This window comes from Phenylobacterium sp. (assembly GCF_037968635.1).
GTDB lineage: Bacteria > Pseudomonadota > Alphaproteobacteria > Caulobacterales > Caulobacteraceae > Phenylobacterium.
Genome location: NZ_JBBKVV010000151.1, coordinates 1 through 19,478, shown reverse-complemented (window position 1 = coordinate 19,478; position 19,478 = coordinate 1). Strand labels below are relative to the sequence as shown.

The window sequence follows — 19,478 nt, the reverse complement described above, 5'->3', positions numbered from 1 at the left end:
CCGTTTCTGACGCACCGGCATCCTACCTTGATGATGCCGAAACGAAAGGAGCCACACATGCCCAACGTCGCTCAACTCCGCCGCCCCCGCGCCGTCCGCTCCGAACCGATGTTCCTGTTCGACGTCCGCCGCCCGGTGGAGGCCGCCAACGCCGACATGATCGCCAAGGTCATCACCCACGCCGACATCGCCGTGCGCCAGGCCGGCGGCCGCATGAAGCTGCGGGTCTCCTCGGAAATGGTCGAACGGCTGCAGATCCAGGGCCGCCTGGTGTCGGGCGACCATCGCCTTGCAGATCTCACCGTGGTCTGGGACGAAGCCCAGGGCGAAGTGGTCAGCGTCCGCGACGACGCCCGCCTGCGCGACGCCAACGCCCGCTTCGCCGAATGGGACTCCCTCTGGGACGAAGCGAGCTACGAGTTCGCCGATGAGCGGCAGTCGGTGGCGGCTTAGACCTCTGAGGCCTCGTTTGCCTTGGCGGACGCAATTCCAGCCGGCGTCAGCGCCAACGTTTCGGGTAGGCACATGAACTTCATGGGCGTTCGGTCGCGCAGGCAGCGATCCAGTTCGCGCATCCTGGTCTCCGCTGTGTCCATTTCCTTGGCGAGGTCACGGCTCCATCGAAACCACTCCCCGTCGCTGTCATTCAGGCTGAACCATCGCGGCGGTCCACGATAGATTCGCCCATTCATCCAGGCGACGTAGCCGGTCGGTGGAGCCACCACGCGCGGGTCTGTGGTCATCCACTCGATCACGAAGCGGCCATTGGAGTATTTCGACCAACACAGACCGACCTGGTCGAGATGCCCGTCCCTCATCCGTCGCCAGCCCAGACGACTGCGCGTGGGCTTCACCGGGAGGTTTGCCCCGCGCCGGAAACCGAGTTCCTTGAAGACGGGATAGAGACGGGCATGCGCCGCCTCGCGCGTCGCCTTCTGTTTCTCTCGGTTCATTCCCGTCGCCGCCCCATCTGAAATCCACTGGAGAAACCGGTGAGCGGAAGGGCCAATAGCTTTCCGATATCCTCAGCTAGGAAGTGATCGATCCGGTAGTTAGGCAACTCCTCCCGCGCCAAAATCTGTGCTGGGCTTAGTTGAGCTTTAAACCCGAACTTCGCCTCCACAGGCCTGCCAGTCTTCGTAATATGGTCAACTCGGGTATGGCTTTTCGTAAGTTTCACGGGACGTTGTGTCCGAAAGACACCTTCACCTTCTAGTCGGCTGCGCATTTCGGAAAGCGCGTCCCCAACCGTTTCCTTTCGTAGCCCCTTGATGTTGCTCAGCCCGGGAAGCGTATGGACGGCGAAGGTCCCAAGGGCGCCGGTCGCCTTGCCGACGACGCTGCCGGCCGCCGCGCCTGCCGATATACTGGCAAGGGACGGAATGCGCCCGTTGAAGGCGTCGTCTGCAGCCGACGCCACCGCACCGCCCAAGGCGCCGCCACGGGCCGGGCCAAGGTAAATAGTCCCTACCGAATCGGCCGCGCCACCGACCGCTGACGCCGCATACGACCTCAGGCTGCCTTTCCGCTGAGAGGCGACATCCGACACGGCCTGCCCTGAGACGCCCGTGGCGCCGCCGGCGCCCGCCGCGATCGCCGACCACCGGGCGTGATCTCGGAGGCCTCTGGCCACGGGCGTGATGCGCTTCGTCGCCGTTGCGCCCTTCACGAACCGCGCCGCCTTCGGAAAGTGGCTGGCGGCTTTGAGCGCCCCAGCTTCGATACCGAGTGGCGTGAACGCTGTCGTGACCGCGCCCGCCACCTGGCCCGCGGTTCGCGTCATCGGGTAGTGCGCCTGATCGTAGGCGTCCTCCGCGCGCAGGACGCGCTTCTGTTCATTGTAGCGATCCGACCAGTGGCCATCGCCAGGAAGGCCGGCGTGGAACAGCGCGGACGCCTGGTCCCCCGCGCCGAAGGTCGCGCCGTCGCTGAAGCCATGGAGGGCGGCCGCCGCACGCTCACCCGCCGAGGATGGCGCCGCGGGCGGGCGTACCGGGGCTGAGACATAGCCTCGCCCCAACGGCTTCGTGGCCAGGGTCGGAGCTGCCGTTTGGCGTTTCGGCGACATCGCCGCTGAATTTGGCGCTTTAGGAGCTGGCGCGTAGCCCCGCCCCATCATCTTGGTCGTTTGAGGTTGCGCAATCGTCTGCCGTCTCGGCGCTGGCGACGCTTCCGGCGGCGCCAGCTTCCGCAACGCGGTGAGCGTGTCGCCCACCGCGGCCTGACCCGAGCGCGTCGCCTCGTTCCAGACCTGACGGCCTTGGTCTTCGAGCCTTTGGCGCGCCGCCGCGATCTCGGCGGTCGTTCTTCGAAAATAGCGATCAAGCGATCCGCTCATAGGCCATCCTTAGGGCTGATGATGAACACGCCGACGGACGGCTTCACGCGCCGAACCGCACTTCTCAAAGCGGCGCAGGCGCGCTTGAGCGACCAAGAAGCTCTACCACAGGCAGCACCGAAAGTCGAACAAAAGAAGAACAAAATGATTAGCCGCCCGCCCGCCTACTAGTTGCTAATAATTATTAACAGCAGTAACCAGGGTGTGCCTCAAGGAGTCGCGTCCATGCCCTGCGAAACCACCCCCGCCCACCTCCGCGACCTGAGCCAGGGCGAGCACATGCTGGTCTGGGGGTTCCGGGCCATGGCCTATGGGGTCGGCGCCTGTCCCCTGGTGCAGCGGCAGTACGAGCGCGCCTGTGGGGTTGTCGGAGCCGAGGCGCTCAATGCGCTCGAGGTCTTCGTCCGCGAGCTGGCTCGGCGCGGTAAGCGCAAGGTCACCCTCTCGGTCCCCGGGTCCTTCCGCCTCAGCCGCGACGAGCAGCTGATCGTGGCCATCTTCGCGGCCGCACAGATGGAGGACTATCCGCGCCTGGAGGCCCACCTGGCCTGGCTGCTGGCCGACGTCTGCCAGCCGCCCTTCCCCGCCGCCGCCTGCCTGGTGGCCCAGGCCTTCGCCATGAACGGCCTGGTCTTGCGGGTCCCCGACATGGCCCCGCCGCCGGTTGCGATGGCGGCCTATGAGGCCGACGACGTGGTGGTCCCCTTCCGCCGGGCGATCTAGGTGCCGGGCTGGATGTAGGGGACCTTGGCGAACAGGCGGCGTTCGGCGCCCCGCGGGTCGTCCACCAGCCGCGTTTCGGCGTCGAAGGCCATGGTGGCCCGCTGGGTCAGCTCGTAGGGCGTCCAGGTGGGAAGCGCCGCATTGTTTGGGTCGCCGGTCTTCGCCAGCGCGATGAAGGCCTCGCTCATCTTGTCGGCCACCGATTGCGCGGCGGGCGATGGCGCGACGGGAGACCCCTTGGCCGCCAGGTTGTTGAAGACGAGCGGGATATCGGTGGTGTGCATGGCCCGCAGGCGTCCGTCCTCCACGGTGCTGGGCAGGTCCAGCTGGTAGACGAAGGCCGGCGCGCCCGCCCGCGCCCGTTCCTCGGCCTCGATCACCGCCCCGCGCCAGGAGCGCCCGGCCGTGATGGCGGCGAAGAACACCTCGCTGGGCGAATAGGCCGGGTACAGTTTCCGGTATTCGGAGACGACATGGTCGGGGTCGATGTCCACCCGCATCTCCGGCGCGATCCGGCCGGCGACGTCGTCCCAGCCCATGGCGAAGGGATCGGGTTTGGAATGGGCCACGAAGGCGCGGGCCTCGTCGCGGGTGTTGCCTATGATCATCGGGATCTTCAGCCCCTGGGGCGCGGCGTCCGGCCAGAAGGGGTGACGGGTCAGGGACCGCTCGTCCAGCACCGGCCCGAAATAGAGCGCGCCGGGCGTGAACGGATCGCGCACGCTGAGCCCCTCCAGCAGCTTGCCCATCGGCAGGGTCGCGGCCTGCGCAGCGCGGTCAGGCGCCAGGCCCACGGTGGCGAGGAACAGGGTCATCCGCTCGGTGGCGTGCAGGGGGCCCGAGACCGTCACCTGCTGGCCGCTCATGGTGGCGGCGGTGTGGAACAGCCCCGTGGCCTTGGGCATGGCCATCATGGTGGCGATCTTGGCCCCGCCGCCCGACTGGCCAAACACCATGACCCGGCCCGGATCGCCCCCGAACTCGGCGGCGTTGTCGCGAACCCAGGCCAGGGCCAGCAGGATGTCCAGCATCCCGGCATTGCCGCTGTCGGCGAAGTCCGATCCCGCCAACTTCGCCAGGAAGCCGTAGCCGAAGACGTTGAGCCGGTGATTGAGCGTCACCACCACCACGTCGCCGCGTCGGCAAAGCCGCACCCCATCATAGAGGGGCGAGGAGCCCGACCCCGTCGAATAGGCCCCACCGTGCAGGTAGACCATCACCGCCCGCTTGCCGCCGTCGCGCAGGCCCGGCGTCCAGACGTTGAGGAACAGGCAGTCCTCGCTCTGCGCCTGGTCGTCGCGGCCCCCCTGAGGCGAACTGGGCCCGTAGGCGGTGGCGTTCAGAACTTTCGTCCAGGAGTTCGGCGGCAGCGGCGGCTTGAACCGGCGCGGGCCGGTGTCGGCGCCGTAGCGCACGCCCTTGAAAGCTTTGACACCTTGATCGACGAACCCACGCACGGGGCCGTTCGTCGTCTTCGCGACAGGTGACCCGCCCGCTGCGTGAACGCCGGATGGCAGTAGCAAGGCGCCGCTTGCCGCGATCAACCTGCGTCGAGACAGGTCCCGCATCTCATCCTCCCGCGTTTCCCGAAAGGATAGACCCCGCTTGACACCGGTGTCACGTCCCTCAGAGGCGGGCGGCGTGCCAGGCCACGTGGTCGGCGATGAAGCTGGCCATGAAGAAGTAGGAGTGGTCGTAGCCCGGCTGCATCCGCAGGGTCAGCGACTGGCCCGCCGTCTTGCAGGCCGCCGCCAGCAGCTCGGGCTTCAGCTGGTTTTCCAGGAAGTCATCCCCGGCCCCCTGGTCCACCAGAATGTCATCAAACTTCGCCGCGCCCGCCTCGATCAGCACGCAGGCGTCGTGCGGCATCCAGGCGGTCTCGTGCGCCCCCAGATAGGCGGTGAAGGCCTTGCGCCCCCAGTCGCAGCGGCTCGGCGAACAGATCGGCGCGAAGGCCGACACCGACTTGAACAGGTTGGAATGCCGCAGGGCCAGGGTCAGCGCCCCGTGCCCGCCCATGGAGTGGCCGGAGATCCCGACCCGGCCCATGTCCACCGGGAAGCCATCGGCCACCACCGCCAGCAGGTCGCCGGTGATGTAGCTCTCCATCTGGAAGTGCTCCGCCCAGGGCTCCTGGGTGGCGTCCACATAGAACCCCGCCCCCTGCCCCAGGTCATAGGCCGGGTCGTCGGCTACGCCCTGCCCGCGCGGGCTGGTGTCAGGCGCCACGATGGCCATCCCGGCCGCGGCCGCAGCCCCATAGGCGCCGGCCTTGGTGGTGAAGTTGTCCTCGGTGCAGGTCAGGCCCGACAGCCAGACCAGCAGGGGGAACGGCCCCACGCCGGCGGGCGTGAAGATCGAGAAAGTCATCGGCGTGCCGGTGGCCTCGCTGGCGTGGCGGCAATAGCTGAGCGTCCCGCCGTGGACCCTGTGCTGCTTGAGGATCTCCACCCCTAGAACACCACCACTGAACGGATGCTCTCGCCCGAATGCATCAGGTCGAAGGCCTTGTTGATGTCCTCCAGCGGCATGACGTGGGTGATCATCGGGTCGATCTCGATCTTGCCGTCCATGTACCAGTCGACGATCTTCGGCACGTCGGTGCGGCCCCGCGCGCCGCCGAAGGCCGTGCCCTTCCAGACCCGGCCGGTGACCAGCTGGAACGGCCGGGTGGCGATCTCCTTGCCGGCCTCGGCCACCCCGATGATGATGCTCTCGCCCCAGCCGCGATGGCAGGCTTCCAGGGCCTGGCGCATGACATCGGTGTTGCCGGTGCAGTCGAAGGTGTAGTCGGCGCCCCCGTCGGTCAGGGCCACCAGATGAGCGACGATATCGCCGTCGATGGTCTTGGGATTGACGAAGTGGGTCATGCCAAATTTGCGGCCCCAGGCCTCGCGGTCGGGGTTGATGTCGACGCCGACGATCATGCCCGCACCCACCATCCGCGCGCCCTGGATGACGTTCAGGCCGATGCCGCCCAGGCCGAAGACGATGACATTGGCTCCGGGCTCCACGCCGGCCGTATTGACCACCGCGCCCACCCCGGTGGTGACCCCGCAGCCGATGTAGCAGGCCTTGTCGAAGGGGGCGTCGTCGCGGATTTTCGCCACCGCGATCTCGGGCAGGACGATGTGATTGGCGAAGGTCGAACAGCCCATATAGTGGGCGATGGCCTGACCCTTGTAGGAGAACCGGCTGGTGCCGTCCGGCATCAGGCCCTTGCCCTGGGTGCCGCGGATCGCCGTACAGAGGTTGGTCTTGCGCGACAGGCAGCTTTTGCACTGGCGGCATTCCGGCGTGTAGAGCGGGATCACATGGTCGCCGGGCTTCACGCTGGTGACGCCGGGTCCCACCTCCAGCACCACGCCGGCCCCCTCATGGCCCAGGATCGAGGGGAAGATCCCTTCGGAGTCCAGCCCATCCAGGGTGTAGGCGTCGGTGTGACAGATGCCCGTGGCCTTGATCTCCACCAGCACCTCGAAGGCTTTCGGACCCTCCAGGTCCACCTCGACGATCTCGAGCGGCTGCTTGGCTTGGAAGGCGACGGCGGCGCGGGTCTTCATTGGGGGTTCTCCAGAGCTTGGGCGGACCATGTCGGGCGGTCGCGGTGGAGGCAAGGCGCCCCGGCGGCCAAAATTTCCCTCGGGCCAAAACGGCCTAGCTGCGAAGCTTCGACGTCCGAACCCAGTATGACGCCGGTGGTGCGGAACGACGGAATTTCCCCCGCGATCGGCCCCGGCGTGACCGGAGCGGCCCTGGCTGAGCGGACCTTTGCATCGCCTGATCACGGGTGGCGCTCTTTCGGGCACGGACCCAAGGCCAGACCCCCTGGCCAGTCCAGACGCCTTAGACGGCGGAAACGCCGTGAGGCGCGAACGCCCTTCTTGTGCGCCACCTTCGAAGCCTCTCCCGCCGGTCCATTGGCTGGGCTATCTAGGGGCGATGAAACGCTGGGCATTGACCGAGGAAGAGCTGCGCCGCACCCGGGCGCAGGTGCAGAGCTGGGCCGCAAAGGCCTCCGCCGCCCTGGTGGTAGGGGCCGTCACCATCGCGCCATTGGTTCTCACCCTCTGGGTGCTGTGGCTGGTGCTCAAGGTGGCGGCGCTGCTCGGCGGCCTGATCACCGCTCCCATCGCCGCCCTGCTGGGCCTGGCGGGGGCCGACGCCCATCCGGTGCAGTGGGGGATCGTCAACGCCCTGGTCGCGGCCGCGGCCCTTATCGTGATCGGCACGCTGGCCAAGGGCGTGATTGGCCGGATGGTGGGCGAAGCGATCACCGGGCTGATCACCCGGATCCCGGTGGGCAACATGGTCTACGGCTCGGCGCGCAAGCTGATCACCACCTTCCACGGCGTGCCGGAGACCACCAAGAACGTGGTGCTGATCGAGTTTCCTTCTCCGGAGATGCGGTGCGTGGGCCTGGTCACCAAACGGTTCCGCGCCCACGACACGGGCGAGGAACTGGCCGCCGTCTATGTCCCCACCACCCCCAATCCCACCTCGGGCTATGTCGAGATCGTCCCGGTGGACCGCCTGGTCTGGCTCGACTGGACCATCAACGAAGCCATGCAGTTCATTGTCTCGGGCGGCGCCATCTCGCCCGAGACGGTGGTCTACCGCCAGACGGGCATGCCGCCGCCACCGTCCGCGCCCAGTCCCGAAGGTTGAGGCGCAAAGGACGGTTAGGAGGGAACCGAGGCCGCTGGCGAACCTGCGTCGCCGACTCCGAACAGCGGCTCGTCGACCGGAATGGCCGCAGGCGTAAGAACGACGGCGACTTCAGCCCGGCTCAAAGCAAGCCAACCAGCCGTGCCGTCTGGTATCCGGCGAGAAGGAGGACGACGACGCCCACAGCGTAGGTGAGGACCTTTACTGGGACAATGCGGACGATGTAGCCGGCCAGCGGCGCCGCCAACAACCCGCCCGCGATGAGACCTGCAACGGAGGTCGCGTGGCTGGTTATACCTTCGGCGTTCTCCCAGTGTCCGGTTAGCAAGGCCGCCAGGAAGGCGGCCGAGATGGTCGCGGTTACGAAGAACTCGGCGGTATTCGCGGTGCCCACGCTAAGCCGGGGTTCAGCACCGGCGCCCACCAAGGCGGTCGTCACCGTGGGGCCCCATCCACCGCCGCCGACCGCATCCAGGAACCCGCCAACCAGTCCCAAGGGGCCGCTATATTTGACGGGGAAATTGCGAGGCGTTCCGGCCCGCCAGGCCCGGTAGAGGATCGTCGCGCCCATCAGGGCGAGGTAGCCGGTTATGAAGGGCTTCAGTGCGCCTCCGTCTATCGAGGTGAGCACGAACGCACCGATGGCTCCGCCCACGCAGCCCCCCGCCGCGAGCGGCGCGAAGAGCTTCCAATTGACGTTCCGGTTGACCGCATGCGAGCCGGCGGAGGCGGCGGTGGTGAAGACCTCGGCGGCATGCACGCTGGCTGAGGCCACGGCCGGCGGCACGCCAAAGCCCAACAGCACCGTCGAGGAGATGACCCCGTAGGCCATGCCAAGCGCGCCGTCGATCGCCTGGGCCAGAAAGCCGACGGCGGCGAAGAGGATGAAATTTTCCAAGGTGACGCTCCGTGTGAAGCGCCATGGTCAATCTCAATTACTATTAAGTCTATAGGATTTAAGTTATGGGCCCTGGAAGGTTTTCTGACAAGCCTTCCGAGAGCGCCGCCGTCTCCAGGGTCCAGCCCTCCAAGACCTCAGCGACAGCATCCCGGGCCCGGACGAGGGCCGGATGGATGGGACACTCCGCGATTGTGGGACAGGTCTCGCAGGGTCGATAAGCGGTCTTCGATGCGCAGGGTGCGAGCGCTAGCGGTCCGTCCAGCGCGCGAATGACGTCGGCGAACGTGATGTCCGAGGCAGGGCGGGCCAGGGCATAGCCGCCGAATCGGCCCCGCGTGCTCACCAGCAGGTGCCGACGTTTCAACTCTAGGAGGATGGCCTCAAGGAATTTCCGGGGTGCCGCCGCCGCCTCGGCGATCTCCCCAATGGCGGCTGGCCCCGGGTCGGTGCGCGCCGTGAGATAAACGAGCGCGCGGAGTGCATAGCGGGCCCGCTGAGAAAGCATGACCAATCAGTACAGCGCCGGCTCAGGCTGTACCAGCCAGAGCGGAGCCGCTGTCTCGAACACCTTGCGGACCGAGGGCCGCGTTAGTGGCCCTTGCGGTCGCTCAGCTTGCCGAACGTCCGGTCGAGGGCCGACACCATTTTTCCCAAGGCTCCAGAGGTCGCCTGCTCAATCGAGTCGGCTTGCTCGGTCACGCTCACCGGCTGAAGGCCGGCGGGCCGGGCCTCCACGACACAGCGTTTGTCATGGCCGCTATCCCTGTCCCCGTTCTCGTCCCCGACGTGCATCTCGACGCGGGTGAGCCGGTCCTCAAATCTCGAGAGGCGGTCGCGAACCGCGCCCTCGAGATGCTGGCTGAGGGCCTCACGGCCTTCGATATTGTTGGCGGTGTTGATTTGAACGTCCATGTCGGTCTCCTGGTGATCAACTCGGGGTGGCGGCGCGGCGTTCCTCGCCAGCCGTCAACGCACCTTTCGCGAGCGCTCGAGAACGGGGCGTTGGCCCTCGGCGTCGAACGCGCCGGAGGAGGCGACCGTGGCGTTCGGCGTCGGATTCATACCCTCATTGGCCGTCTGTCCGGGCGACGGATGCGCGGCGGCCGGTGCGGCGGCTTTCAGCTCCATCGCGCGTTGCGCCTCGGAGACTTGGGCGGCGAGGGGTGTGGCCTTGGAAGTAGACATTGGTGATTCTCTTTTCCGGGGGCTTGGAAGCGTCATCCCTGAAAAACCAACCCCTTGTCGGCTCGCGGGTTGCATCACAGCCTTGGCACTCTGCACGGATCACGGGCGCCGCCCCAGGGGCGCTGGTTTCGCCAGGGGCGTTCTTTCGCCTACCCCGCCGAGAGCGGCAACCGCACCCGCGCCGTCAGCCCTGCCGGCGACGACACCAGCACAACGTCGCCGCCATGGGCCCGCGCGATGGACCGCGCCACGGCGAGACCCAGGCCGACCCCGCCGCCGTCCAGGGTCCGCGCGGCCTCGGCGCGGTAGAAGGGCTGGAACACCCGCTCCAGGTCACCGTCGGCCAGGCCAGGCCCGTCGTCGGCGATCTCCACCACCGCGTGACCCTCCTCCAGCAACACCCGGACCCGGCCCCGCGCACCGTACTTCACGGCATTGTCCAGCAGATTGTCGAACAGCCGCTGCAGACCCAGCGCATCGGCCTCCACCGTCACCGGCGCGCTGCCCTCCACCACGGTCACGTCCCGGTCTCCGGCGTCGTCCACCAGGCATTCCAGCAGCGACAGCAGGTCCAGCCGCTCCCGGAGCCGGACGGCGCTGGCGTCGCGGATGAAGGCCAGGACCGAGGTGATCATCGCCTCCATCTGGGCGACGTCGGCCAGCACCGCGTCCTTCACCGGCCTCGGCGCGCCCTCCAGCTTGAAACGGATGCGGGCCAGCGGCGTGCGCAGGTCGTGCGAAATGGCGCCGACCATGGCCGTGCGGTCGTCGATGAACCGCTTCAGCCGCACCTGCATGTCGTTGAAGGCCCGAGCCGCCGCGCCCACCTCTGCGGGGCCGGACAAGGCCATCAGCGGCCCGCTGGGATCGCGCCCCAAGGTCTCGGCGGCGCGGGCGAACTGCTCCAGAGGCGCGGTGATCCGGCGGGCGAAGAAGTATCCCAGCGGCGCCACCGCCAGCAGACATCCGGCCAGCCACAGCAGCACCCGGCGCTGCCAGTCGTTTGGAAAGGGCTCGGGCTGAGGCCGCACCACCAGCCATTGGCCGTCGGGCCGGCGTACGGCGGCGCTGAACTCACCGAACAGCGGCGGCCCCATCTCATGCAGGGCCAGCATATGAGCCGGGCCATGCGGGGCGCGACCGGTCTGGAAAATGACGTTGAACTCCGCGCGCCGAGCGCCTGAACCCTCGCCCGGCGACGGATGACCAGGCCCCGACGGCGGGCCGCCCTCGATCATGCCCCGGCGCATCTCCGGGCCTGGGCCGTGCAGACCCAGGGTGCGGTGCAGGCGGCCGGGGAAGTTCATGTGCTGAGCCAGCCGCACGTCGGCCTCTTTCACCCCCAGCAGCACCGCCAGGCGCCGGGCGCCCTGTTCGCGAGGGAAGGGTTCGTTGGCGGGCCCGGCCGGCGGCTGCGCCTGCACCTGGCGCTCCAGGGAACGCCCGAAGCGCGGGGTGAGTGACCCGCCCTTCAAGGCCAGGGCCACCTCCTCGATCCGATAGACGGCCCGCGGCGGCGGCGGCATCAACACCACCACAGCGAAGGTGACGGCCTGGGCCGCGATCAGGCTCACCACCAGCAGCGCCACCAACTGCAGGGCGATGGGCGCGCGGGTGCGCCCCCAGCGCCTCACGTCCGCGTCACCTTGGCGTCAAACAGGTAACCCGCGCCGCGATAGGTCTTGATCACCTCATCGGGGGTGCAGTCGTGCAGCTTGCGGCGCAGGCGACTGATCTGAACGTCGATGGCGCGGTCGAAGACATCGGCGTCACCGCCCCGCGCCTTCTCGATCAGCTCGTCCCGCGAGAGAATCCGCTGGGGGTGATCGAGGAAGGCGCTGAGCAGGGAGAACTCCCCGGCCGTCAGCAGGATGGTGACCCCATTGGGCGCGCGCAACTGGCGGCGGACGCCGTCCAGGGTGAAGCCCAGAAAGAAGTAGGCCTTGCCCTTCACCGGCCCCGGACCGCGGGCGTCCTCCCGGCGGCGCAGCACGGCGCGGACCCGGGCCAGCAGTTCGCGGGGGCTGCAGGGCTTGGCCAGATAGTCGTCGGCGCCCAGTTCCAGGCCCAGGATGCGGTCGATCTCCTCGCCCATGGCCGACAGCATGATGATCGCCGGTCCGCCGCCATCGGCGATGCGCCGGCAGATGGAGAGCCCATCTTCGCCCGGCAGCATCAGATCGAGCACGATCAGGTCGATGGCCGCGCCGGCCAGCGCCCGCTCCATGCTGATGGCGTCGCCCGCCTGGAGCACTCCGTAGCCGTGCTGGCCCAGATAGTCGGCGATCCCGCCCCGCAGCTCCGCATCGTCGTCGACGACGAGGATCTGCGGCACAGGGAAGCCGTTGGCGGCTGGGGTCATGCAAGCGTCAGTGCAGGCGAAAAGTGGCGTCACTATCGCACCCCCGCCACAATTGGTCTCGATGACCGCCCGCCGCGTCGCATCAGTCGTGGGGCGGGCCACCGGGGCCGCCGTGCATCATCATGACCCGTCGCCCCATCATCGGCCCCCGCCCGTGCATCATGGCGCCGGCGCCATGCATCCGGTGCAGGGCGTCGAACACGGCCTGCTGGTCGGGAGAAAGGGCGGCGTAGAAGGCCCGCGTGGCGGCCTCCATCTTGTCGTGGCCAGCCTGACGTTCGGCCGCCTTCCTGTCCATCTCGTCCAGCTGCTGCGGCGTGGTCATGCCGGTCTTGGGCGCGGCCATTGCCATCGGCATGGTCTGGGGATGCATGGCGTTCCGGAAGGCGCGCCAGGTGGTTTCCTGGTCAGGACGCAGGCGCAGGATGGTGTGCATGTCCTTGTCCATCTGCGCCATGCGCTCGGCCATCTTCGCCTTCATGGCGGCGGAGTCGGCCATGCCGTGCATACTGTGCATATCTCCCCGGCCCGGCGGCGGGCTGGGGGGCTGGGCAGCCGCTGGGCCGGCGACAACAAACAGGCCTATGGCCGCGAGGGCTGCGTATCTGGTCATGGAATTCCTCCGTGGGAAACTTGCACCTAAGCTCGCATGGTCGCGGCCCGCCTTGATGTCGGTCACAAACTCGGAATTGAAACAGAGCTGAAACGGGAGGGGCTCTAGCCGCCTCCTACGCCGCCATGCTTGTCTGCGGGTGACAGCATTTCCGGGAGAGCCGCATGGCCGACGACCTGACCGTGACCATGAACACCGACAACCGCCGGTTCGAGGCGGCCTTGGGCGACGAGACAGCCTTCGCCGAATACCAGCTGGCGGGCGACACCATCACCTTCCCGCACACGGTCGTGCCCGACGCCTTCGCCGGCAAGGGGGTGGGCGGCAAGCTGGTCCAGGCGGGCCTGACCTATGCCCGGGAGCACAAGCTGTGGGTGAAGCCCACCTGCGCCTTCTTCCACGCCTACATCGCCAAGCGGCCGGAGCTGCACGACCTGGTGCACCCCGACATGCGCGAGGGGCTCGCGACCCCTTAAGCGGTCAGGCCCTGCATCTGGGCGGCCAGCGCGCGGACCCGTTCGGGGCCACCCAGCAGCTGGCGGTTCAAGCCTACCCGCTTGAACCAGAAATGCAGGCCCAGCAGATCGGTGATGCCCATCCCGCCATGCACCTCGGTCGACGTGCGGGCGATGAAGCGGGAGACCTCCGACAGGTGCGCCTTGGCGTGGGCCGCCACCAGCGAGCTTTCCTCAGGCGCGGCATCGAAGGCGTAGCCGGCGTACCAGACGAGCGACCGGCAGGGCTCCAGCTCGGCGGCCATCTCGGCGCAGAGGTGCTTCACCGCCTGGAACGAGCCGATCACCCGGCCAAACTGCTTGCGCTCCTTGGCATAGGCCACCGCCTTCTCGATCATCACGTCGCAGGCGCCCAGGGTGTCGGCGGCCAGCAGCACCCAGCCGGCGTCGCGCAGCCGGGCGAGAGCGCCCTTGTCCCCGGTCAGCGGCTCGGCGGCGACCGAGTCGAAGCTCAGTTCGGCCATCCGCCGGGTGAGGTCGATGCCGGTCATGATCTCCCGCGTCAGGCCCGCCGCGTCGCCTTCGACGAGATGCAGGCCGCCACCGGTGTCAGCGACGATCAGCAGGTCCGCGCCCAGGCCTCCGGGCACGAATAGCGCCTTGCCCTTGAGCTTGCAGCCCGAGGCCATGACGCCGGCCCCGTCGCGGGCCCCGGCCACGCCCTCGGAAATGGCGACCGCCGCTGTCACCTCGCCCGACGCCAGCTTCGGCAGCCATTTGGCCTGTTGCTCGCTCGACCCCGCCAGCCGCAGGGCTAGGGGCGCCAGCACCGCGGCCAGGAAGGGAACCGGTGTCACCGCTCTGCCCAGCGCCTCGGACATCAGGGCCGCATCCATCAGGGTCAGGCCCAGCCCGCCATACTCCTCGGGGATCACGATGCCCGGCAGGCCGAAATCGGTTAGCGCGGCCCAGATATCAGCGCCCCGGTCGACGGGATCACCGGCGAACCGACGCACGCGGTCCAGGGAGGACGCCTCGGCCAGGGTGCGGCTGAGGCTCTCCTGCATCATCCTCTGATCTTCGGTGAGTGAGAAATCCATCAGACCACCGCCAGCTTCGGTTCGCGCGGCAGGCCAAGGCCCCGCTCGGCGATGATGTTCTTCTGAATCTGGGCCGTACCACCGCCGATGATCAGCCCCAGGTCGAACATGTAACTTCGTTGCCACGTACCCTTGGCGCGCAGGTGCGACCCGTCCTCATAGAGCACCCCCAGTTCGCCGAGCGCGTCGATGGCCAGGGCCGCGATCTGGTGGTTCAGTTCGCAGCCCTGCAGCTTGACCACCATGGCCGCCATCCCAGCGCTCTCGCCGGTCATCGAGGCTGTGAGCGTCCGCAGGCCATTGAACTTCATGGTCATCACGCGGGCCTGCAAAGCCATCAGGCGGTCGGCCATCACCGGATTGTCGATCAGCCGCTGTCCGTCGACGATTTCGGTCTTCATCAGGTCGACCAAGGTCGCGAACCGCGCCTCCGTGGCATTGGGGTCCCCCAGCATGCCGCGTTCATGCTTCAGCGTCGCATTGGCCACGAACCAGCCCCGCCCCCGCCCGCCGACCACCGCGCTCTGCGGAACCCGGACGTCGGTGAAGAACACCTCATTGAACTCCGCCGACCCGGTCATGGTCTTCAGCGGCCGCACCTCGATCCCCGGCGTGCTCATGGGAAACAGGATGTAGGAAATCCCGTCATGCTTGGGCGCCTGCGGCTCGGTACGCACCAGGCAGAAAATCATGTCGGCCTGGGCGGCCGTGCTCGTCCAAATTTTTTGGCCCGAGATCAGGAAGTCCTCGCCGTCCTCCACCGCCTTGGTTTGCAGGTTGGCGAGGTCCGATCCGGCCCCCGGTTCGGAATAGCCCTGGCACCAGACGGTCTCGCCGCGCAGAGTCGGTGAAATCCAGCGGGTCTTTTGTTCCTCCGACCCCACCTCAAGCAAGGTCGGCACCAGCATGGAAATGCCCTGGTTGGCGAAGCCGCGAGGCGCGCCGGCGGCGGTGAATTCCTCGGCGATGATCCTGGACTTCAGGATGTCGGGTTTCGCGCCGTAGCCGCCATAGGCCTTGGGAATCGTGCGGGCCGCGTATCCGTTGTCGATCAGCAGGGCCTGCCACTCGGTGGCCGCTTCACGGGGACGATCGGCGCCGGCGCCCGGAGCATAGCGGTCCTTGTGGTGATCAAGGAAGCCGCGCACCTCGTCACGGAACGCCTCCATATCGGGCGTCAACCTCAGGTCCATGGGTCATCCTCCGGCCGTCTCTTGTTGTCAGACAGGCCAACACCGTCCGGGCTCATCCGCAAGTCTGACCTCGCGGAACCCGCCGGCTCAGTTCTTAACGTCGACCGCGCGCGCCAGATTGTCGCGGAGAGCCCCAAGTCGCGGCTTTTATTGGGGAAGGGCGCCCACGGCCGAGCCGGGCCAAGATTCCGGTAACCATTTCTTCAAGCCAAACACCGTACCCAATTGAGACGTCTGATCGAACTGGCCTTGGCGCGTCCGTCGCCTCCTCAGAATTCGCTCAAGACAGGCAGATCAACAGGGGGCTCGCGATGATCGTTTTTAGTATCTCGAAGTATTCCCCTTTGTTTGCCAGCATCATGGCGACGCCTCTGAGTCTCCCCGGGTTCGAAGATTCGCGTTCGCCGGATCGCCGACTCAAATGCGAGACCGCGCCCCTCGCGGCTGCTCAGAAGTTTGAGCGCCCGCATGTCTGACACCAAGGCCATCGCCCTCGACCGTCGCCTCGACTTCATCGGTCTGGACGCCAAGGCCCGCGCGGCCCTGGTGGACGCCCGGCCCGTGGTGGAACGCGCGCTGCCGGTGGCCATCGCCGCCTTCTATGAACAGCTCGCCCGCCACGACCAGACCCGCAGCGTGTTCGGCGGCCCCGAACACATGGCAAAGGCCCAGCAGCGCCAGATCGGCCGCTGGGGCGGCGTGCTCACCGCGCGGTATGATGAAGCCTATCTGAAGGACGTCCGCGCCATCGCCGAGGCGCACGTCAATATCGGGTTCAAGTCCGAGTGGGCGATTGGCGGCTACGCCCGCATCCTCGACGAGATGGTGCGCTCCATCCTGGCCGACCACTGGCCCAAGGGTTTCGGCGCCAAGACCGCCCAGCGCGGCAAGGCGGCTGACGCCATCGGCGCAGTGATCAAGGCCGCCTTGCTGGATATGGACCTGCTGCTGTCCTTCCAGAACGAGATTGTCGAACATCAGCACGGTGACGCCGCAGGCCTGCGCAGCGAACTCGACCTGGAACAGAAGAAGGCCATCCACGGCTTGGCCGGGGCCTTGCAGGCGCTGAGCGAGGGCGACCTGCGCCATCGAATGGCTCAAAACCTGTCGGGCGAGTACGCCCAGCTCGGCGCCGACTTCAACAAGGCCATCAGCCACCTGGAAGAGGTGATGGGAGCCATAGCCGGCAACGTCTCGGGCATCCATGCCGGAGCTGGCGAGATCAGCACCGCCGCCGACGACCTCTCGCGCCGCACCGAACAGCAAGCCGCGACCCTGGAAGAGACCGCCGCGGCGCTGGATGAGATCACCGTCACCGTCCGCAAGACCGCCACCGGCGCCAAGGCCTGCGCCGAGGTTGTGCTGGCCGCCCGCGGCGACGCCCAGACCAGCGGCGAGGTGGTGCAGCAGGCCGTCTCGGCCATGAGCCAGATCGAGAACTCCGCCCAGCAGATCAGCCAGATCATCGGGGTGATCGACGAGATCGCCTTCCAGACCAACCTGCTGGCCTTGAACGCTGGCGTTGAAGCGGCACGGGCTGGCGAGGCTGGCCGCGGCTTCGCCGTCGTGGCCTCCGAGGTCCGGGCCCTGGCCCAGCGCTCGGCCGAAGCCGCCAAGGAGATCAAGGCGCTGATCAGCGCGTCGACCGCCCAGGTCACGTCCGGCGTCCAGTTGGTGGGTCAGACCGGCGAAGCCCTCCAACGCATCGTCAGCCGGGTGGCCGAGATCGACAGCCTGGTGAGTGAAATCGCCGCCAGCGCCCAGGAGCAGGCTGTGGGCCTCGCCGAGGTCAACACCGCCGTCAACCAGATGGACCAGGTTACCCAGCAGAACGCGGCGATGGTGGAGCAGTCCACCGCCGCCAGCCACAGCCTGGCCCAGGAAGCTCAGGGGCTCGCGGGCTCCATCGGCATGTTCCAGATCGGCGCGCAACACGCGCCGCCCCAAGCCATCGCCCGCAACGCCACAGTCACGCCAACCCGCCGCCCTCCGGCCGCGGCCTTCGCCGCCCGTCACGGCGCGGCCCAGGTCCGCACCTCGGCCCGCGACGGCGCGGCGCTCCGCAAACCCGCGCCGCAATCGGGCGCCGATGAATGGGAAGAATTCTGATGGCCACGGACACCGCAACCATCGCGGAACGGGCGACCGTCAGCCTGGCCCCGGTCCTGGACCTGCAAGCGGCCGAGCCGCTGCGTGCCGAGCTGATGGCCCTGCGCGGCCGTCCGGTGGACCTCGACGCCTCTCAGGTCACCCGCATGGGTGGTCTCTGCCTGCAGGTTTTGATGTCTGCGCGCAAAATCTGGGCCGAGGACGGCATCTGCTTAACGGTGGATCAACCATCTTTGGCGTTTTCAGAGCAACTGGCTGCGTTCGGTGAACCCGAGCTTCAATTCGAACCGCAAGGGGAACTTTCGTGACGAAGACCGTACTGACGATCGACGATAGCCGCACCATGCGGGAAATGCTGAACCACGCGCTGGTTGAGGCGGGCTACCGCGTCATCCAGGCCGTGGACGGCGTGGATGGCCTGGAAGTCCTCCAGGCCAATGCCGGCACGGTGGACGTGGTGATCACCGACATCAACATGCCTCGCCTCGACGGCTTCGGCGTGATCGAAGGCGTCCGCGCCAATCCCGACCACCGCGCCACGCCGATACTGGTCCTGACCACGGAAAGCGATGCCGCCAAGAAGGAGCGGGCCCGTTCGGCCGGGGCCACGGGCTGGATCGTGAAGCCCTTCAACCCTGTGAAACTGGTCGACGCCGTTCGCCGCGTCGCCGCCTGACCTTCTAGAAGCCGTTTCGGAGCGTTCCGTTGGATCCGTTCGAGAGCATCAAACAGACGTTCTTCCAGGAGTGCGATGAACTCCTGACCGACGCTGAACAGGGCCTGTTGGCCATGGAGTCGGGCGAGGCTGACGACGAGACGATCAATGCCGTCTTCCGTGCCGTCCATTCAGTGAAGGGCGGCGCAGGGGCCTTCGGGCTAGAAGACCTGATCCGTTTCGCCCACGTCTTCGAGACGGTGATGGACGAAATCCGCTCCGGAAAGATGGAGCTGACCGACGAGGTCGCCAAGACCCTGCTGCGGGCCTTTGATGTCCTGGCCGACCATGTGGCGGCCGCCCGGGACGGCGGCAAGGTGGAGGAAGGCCGCTCGCAAGGCGCCTATGGCGAACTTCGCGGGCTGATCGGCGGCGAAGAGGAAGACGACGCCCTGGACGGCGGTGGCGACGAGGACTTCGGCTTCGTGCCCCTCACCCTGAGCATCGAGGGCGAGGACACGCCGGGCGGGTTCATCGACCTGGACGCCCAGGACGCGCAGGCCGGCATCGAAACGGCGATCGTGGACGAAGCGCCGCAGGAAGATCTCTCCTCCTGGACCGTGGAATTCTCACCCAAGTCGGAGATGTACGCCAAGGCCAACGAGGCCGGTCTGGTGCTGCGCGAACTGGCGCGCCTGGGCGAGACCCGGGTCACGCTGATCGACGAAGCCCTGCCGCCCCTGGACCAGCTCGCCGCCGAGCAGGCCTATGTGAGCTGGCGCATCCAGCTGTTCACCGACTCCGACGAGGCCTCCATCCGCGAGGTCTTCGAATTCGTCGAGGACGACTGCAACCTGACCATCACCCGCGACGGCGGCGGCGTCTCGGCCCCGGTGGCCGATGATGACCTGAGCGACGACGACCGCGCCGCGGCGGCTTCGGCCAACGCCGATCTGGATATCGCAGCCCTGCTGGCCCGCGTCGGCGGTGGTGGCGCCCCTGCCGAACCGGAAGCCGCGCCCGAGATCGTCGCCGAAGCGGTCCCCACCGAAGCTCCGGCAGAAAATGTCGCGGCCCTGATCGCCCGCGCCCAAAGTGTCGCGCCGCCGCCGTCGCGGGTGATGGTCAGGTTGCAGTCGTCCTCGACGAATTCGAAGACCTCGCGGATGGAGGCCT

At 67.5% G+C, this 19,478-nt stretch carries 22 protein-coding genes; 8 read left to right on the top strand and 14 right to left on the bottom strand.

Annotated features, from left to right (window positions below; translation table 11 throughout):
* The first annotated feature begins 57 nt into the window (after positions 1-57).
* Positions 58-453 carry a hypothetical protein gene (locus AAC997_RS17545; RefSeq protein ID WP_340646998.1) on the top strand — a complete coding sequence of 132 codons (396 nt, stop codon included), beginning with the start codon at positions 58-60 and terminating at the stop codon, positions 451-453.
* On the opposite strand, the gene AAC997_RS17540 is transcribed toward AAC997_RS17545, so the two are convergent.
* Positions 450-953 (bottom strand): hypothetical protein, encoded by a 504-nt coding sequence (locus AAC997_RS17540; protein ID WP_340646997.1) that lies wholly within the window; start codon positions 951-953, stop codon positions 450-452. The genes AAC997_RS17545 and AAC997_RS17540 overlap by 4 nt on opposite strands.
* Positions 950-2,338 carry a hypothetical protein gene (locus AAC997_RS17535; RefSeq protein ID WP_340646996.1) on the bottom strand — a complete coding sequence of 463 codons (1,389 nt, stop codon included), beginning with the start codon at positions 2,336-2,338 and terminating at the stop codon, positions 950-952. The genes AAC997_RS17540 and AAC997_RS17535 overlap by 4 nt, the downstream gene beginning before the upstream one ends.
* Before the next feature lie 225 nt (positions 2,339-2,563).
* Here AAC997_RS17535 and AAC997_RS17530 point away from each other — a divergent pair, with 225 nt between their 5' ends.
* On the top strand, positions 2,564-3,061 hold the full coding sequence (locus AAC997_RS17530; RefSeq protein WP_340646995.1) for a hypothetical protein: 498 nt from the start codon (positions 2,564-2,566) through the stop codon (positions 3,059-3,061).
* On the opposite strand, the gene AAC997_RS17525 is transcribed toward AAC997_RS17530, so the two are convergent.
* The 3 genes from AAC997_RS17525 to AAC997_RS17515 are packed head-to-tail and all read right to left on the bottom strand — an operon-like array spanning position 3,058 to position 6,624.
* The gene (locus AAC997_RS17525; protein ID WP_340646994.1) at positions 3,058-4,629 is read right to left on the bottom strand and encodes a carboxylesterase/lipase family protein; all 1,572 of its coding nucleotides are present in this window, start codon (positions 4,627-4,629) and stop codon (positions 3,058-3,060) included. The genes AAC997_RS17530 and AAC997_RS17525 overlap by 4 nt on opposite strands.
* A gap of 58 nt (positions 4,630-4,687) precedes the next feature.
* A complete protein-coding gene (gene fghA / locus AAC997_RS17520) occupies positions 4,688-5,512 on the bottom strand; it encodes an S-formylglutathione hydrolase (protein WP_340646993.1) in 825 nt (274 codons plus the stop codon).
* A 2-nt stretch (positions 5,513-5,514) separates the two neighbouring features.
* Positions 5,515-6,624 carry an S-(hydroxymethyl)glutathione dehydrogenase/class III alcohol dehydrogenase gene (locus tag AAC997_RS17515; RefSeq protein ID WP_340646992.1) on the bottom strand — a complete coding sequence of 370 codons (1,110 nt, stop codon included), beginning with the start codon at positions 6,622-6,624 and terminating at the stop codon, positions 5,515-5,517.
* A gap of 379 nt (positions 6,625-7,003) precedes the next feature.
* On the opposite strand from AAC997_RS17515, the gene AAC997_RS17510 reads away from it, so the two are divergent.
* On the top strand, positions 7,004-7,729 hold the full coding sequence (locus AAC997_RS17510) for a DUF502 domain-containing protein (RefSeq protein ID WP_340646991.1): 726 nt from the start codon (positions 7,004-7,006) through the stop codon (positions 7,727-7,729).
* A gap of 121 nt (positions 7,730-7,850) precedes the next feature.
* Here the strand turns inward: AAC997_RS17510 and AAC997_RS17505 are convergent, their stop codons facing one another.
* From AAC997_RS17505 to AAC997_RS17475, 7 genes are all read right to left on the bottom strand, one after another.
* On the bottom strand, positions 7,851-8,627 hold the full coding sequence (locus AAC997_RS17505) for a sulfite exporter TauE/SafE family protein (RefSeq protein WP_340646990.1): 777 nt from the start codon (positions 8,625-8,627) through the stop codon (positions 7,851-7,853).
* A gap of 58 nt (positions 8,628-8,685) precedes the next feature.
* Positions 8,686-9,135 (bottom strand): Rrf2 family transcriptional regulator, encoded by a 450-nt coding sequence (locus tag AAC997_RS17500; protein ID WP_340646989.1) that lies wholly within the window; start codon positions 9,133-9,135, stop codon positions 8,686-8,688.
* An 83-nt stretch (positions 9,136-9,218) separates the two neighbouring features.
* Complete coding sequence (locus tag AAC997_RS17495; RefSeq protein WP_340646988.1) at positions 9,219-9,542, bottom strand: HPF/RaiA family ribosome-associated protein; 324 nt, start codon at positions 9,540-9,542, stop codon at positions 9,219-9,221.
* A 54-nt stretch (positions 9,543-9,596) separates the two neighbouring features.
* Positions 9,597-9,815, bottom strand: a complete 219-nt coding sequence (locus tag AAC997_RS17490; RefSeq protein WP_340646987.1) for a hypothetical protein — start codon at positions 9,813-9,815, stop codon at positions 9,597-9,599.
* A gap of 149 nt (positions 9,816-9,964) precedes the next feature.
* Positions 9,965-11,449, bottom strand: a complete 1,485-nt coding sequence (locus tag AAC997_RS17485) for a HAMP domain-containing sensor histidine kinase (protein ID WP_340646986.1) — start codon at positions 11,447-11,449, stop codon at positions 9,965-9,967.
* The gene (locus AAC997_RS17480) at positions 11,446-12,177 is read right to left on the bottom strand and encodes a response regulator (protein WP_340646985.1); all 732 of its coding nucleotides are present in this window, start codon (positions 12,175-12,177) and stop codon (positions 11,446-11,448) included. The genes AAC997_RS17485 and AAC997_RS17480 overlap by 4 nt, the downstream gene beginning before the upstream one ends.
* Positions 12,178-12,259: 82 nt before the next feature.
* A complete protein-coding gene (locus AAC997_RS17475; protein WP_340646984.1) occupies positions 12,260-12,790 on the bottom strand; it encodes a Spy/CpxP family protein refolding chaperone in 531 nt (176 codons plus the stop codon).
* A gap of 164 nt (positions 12,791-12,954) precedes the next feature.
* On the opposite strand from AAC997_RS17475, the gene AAC997_RS17470 reads away from it, so the two are divergent.
* Positions 12,955-13,266 (top strand): GNAT family N-acetyltransferase, encoded by a 312-nt coding sequence (locus tag AAC997_RS17470; RefSeq protein ID WP_340646983.1) that lies wholly within the window; start codon positions 12,955-12,957, stop codon positions 13,264-13,266.
* On the opposite strand, the gene AAC997_RS17465 is transcribed toward AAC997_RS17470, so the two are convergent.
* On the bottom strand, positions 13,263-14,345 hold the full coding sequence (locus tag AAC997_RS17465) for an acyl-CoA dehydrogenase family protein (RefSeq protein WP_340646982.1): 1,083 nt from the start codon (positions 14,343-14,345) through the stop codon (positions 13,263-13,265). The two genes, AAC997_RS17470 and AAC997_RS17465, sit on opposite strands and share 4 nt — an antisense overlap.
* Positions 14,345-15,538 carry an acyl-CoA dehydrogenase family protein gene (locus AAC997_RS17460; RefSeq protein ID WP_340646981.1) on the bottom strand — a complete coding sequence of 398 codons (1,194 nt, stop codon included), beginning with the start codon at positions 15,536-15,538 and terminating at the stop codon, positions 14,345-14,347. The genes AAC997_RS17465 and AAC997_RS17460 overlap by 1 nt, the downstream gene beginning before the upstream one ends.
* Before the next feature lie 468 nt (positions 15,539-16,006).
* On the opposite strand from AAC997_RS17460, the gene AAC997_RS17455 reads away from it, so the two are divergent.
* From AAC997_RS17455 to AAC997_RS17440, 4 genes are all read left to right on the top strand, one after another.
* Complete coding sequence (locus AAC997_RS17455; RefSeq protein ID WP_340646980.1) at positions 16,007-17,647, top strand: methyl-accepting chemotaxis protein; 1,641 nt, start codon at positions 16,007-16,009, stop codon at positions 17,645-17,647.
* Positions 17,647-17,955: an STAS domain-containing protein gene (locus AAC997_RS17450; protein ID WP_340646979.1), complete on the top strand. Its 309-nt coding sequence runs from the start codon at positions 17,647-17,649 to the stop codon at positions 17,953-17,955. Before AAC997_RS17455 ends, AAC997_RS17450 begins: the two co-directional genes overlap by 1 nt.
* Positions 17,952-18,323, top strand: a complete 372-nt coding sequence (locus tag AAC997_RS17445) for a response regulator (protein ID WP_340646978.1) — start codon at positions 17,952-17,954, stop codon at positions 18,321-18,323. The genes AAC997_RS17450 and AAC997_RS17445 overlap by 4 nt, the downstream gene beginning before the upstream one ends.
* A gap of 29 nt (positions 18,324-18,352) precedes the next feature.
* On the top strand, positions 18,353-19,478 hold a 1,126-nt coding region (locus AAC997_RS17440), incomplete at its 3' end, for an Hpt domain-containing protein (protein ID WP_340646977.1).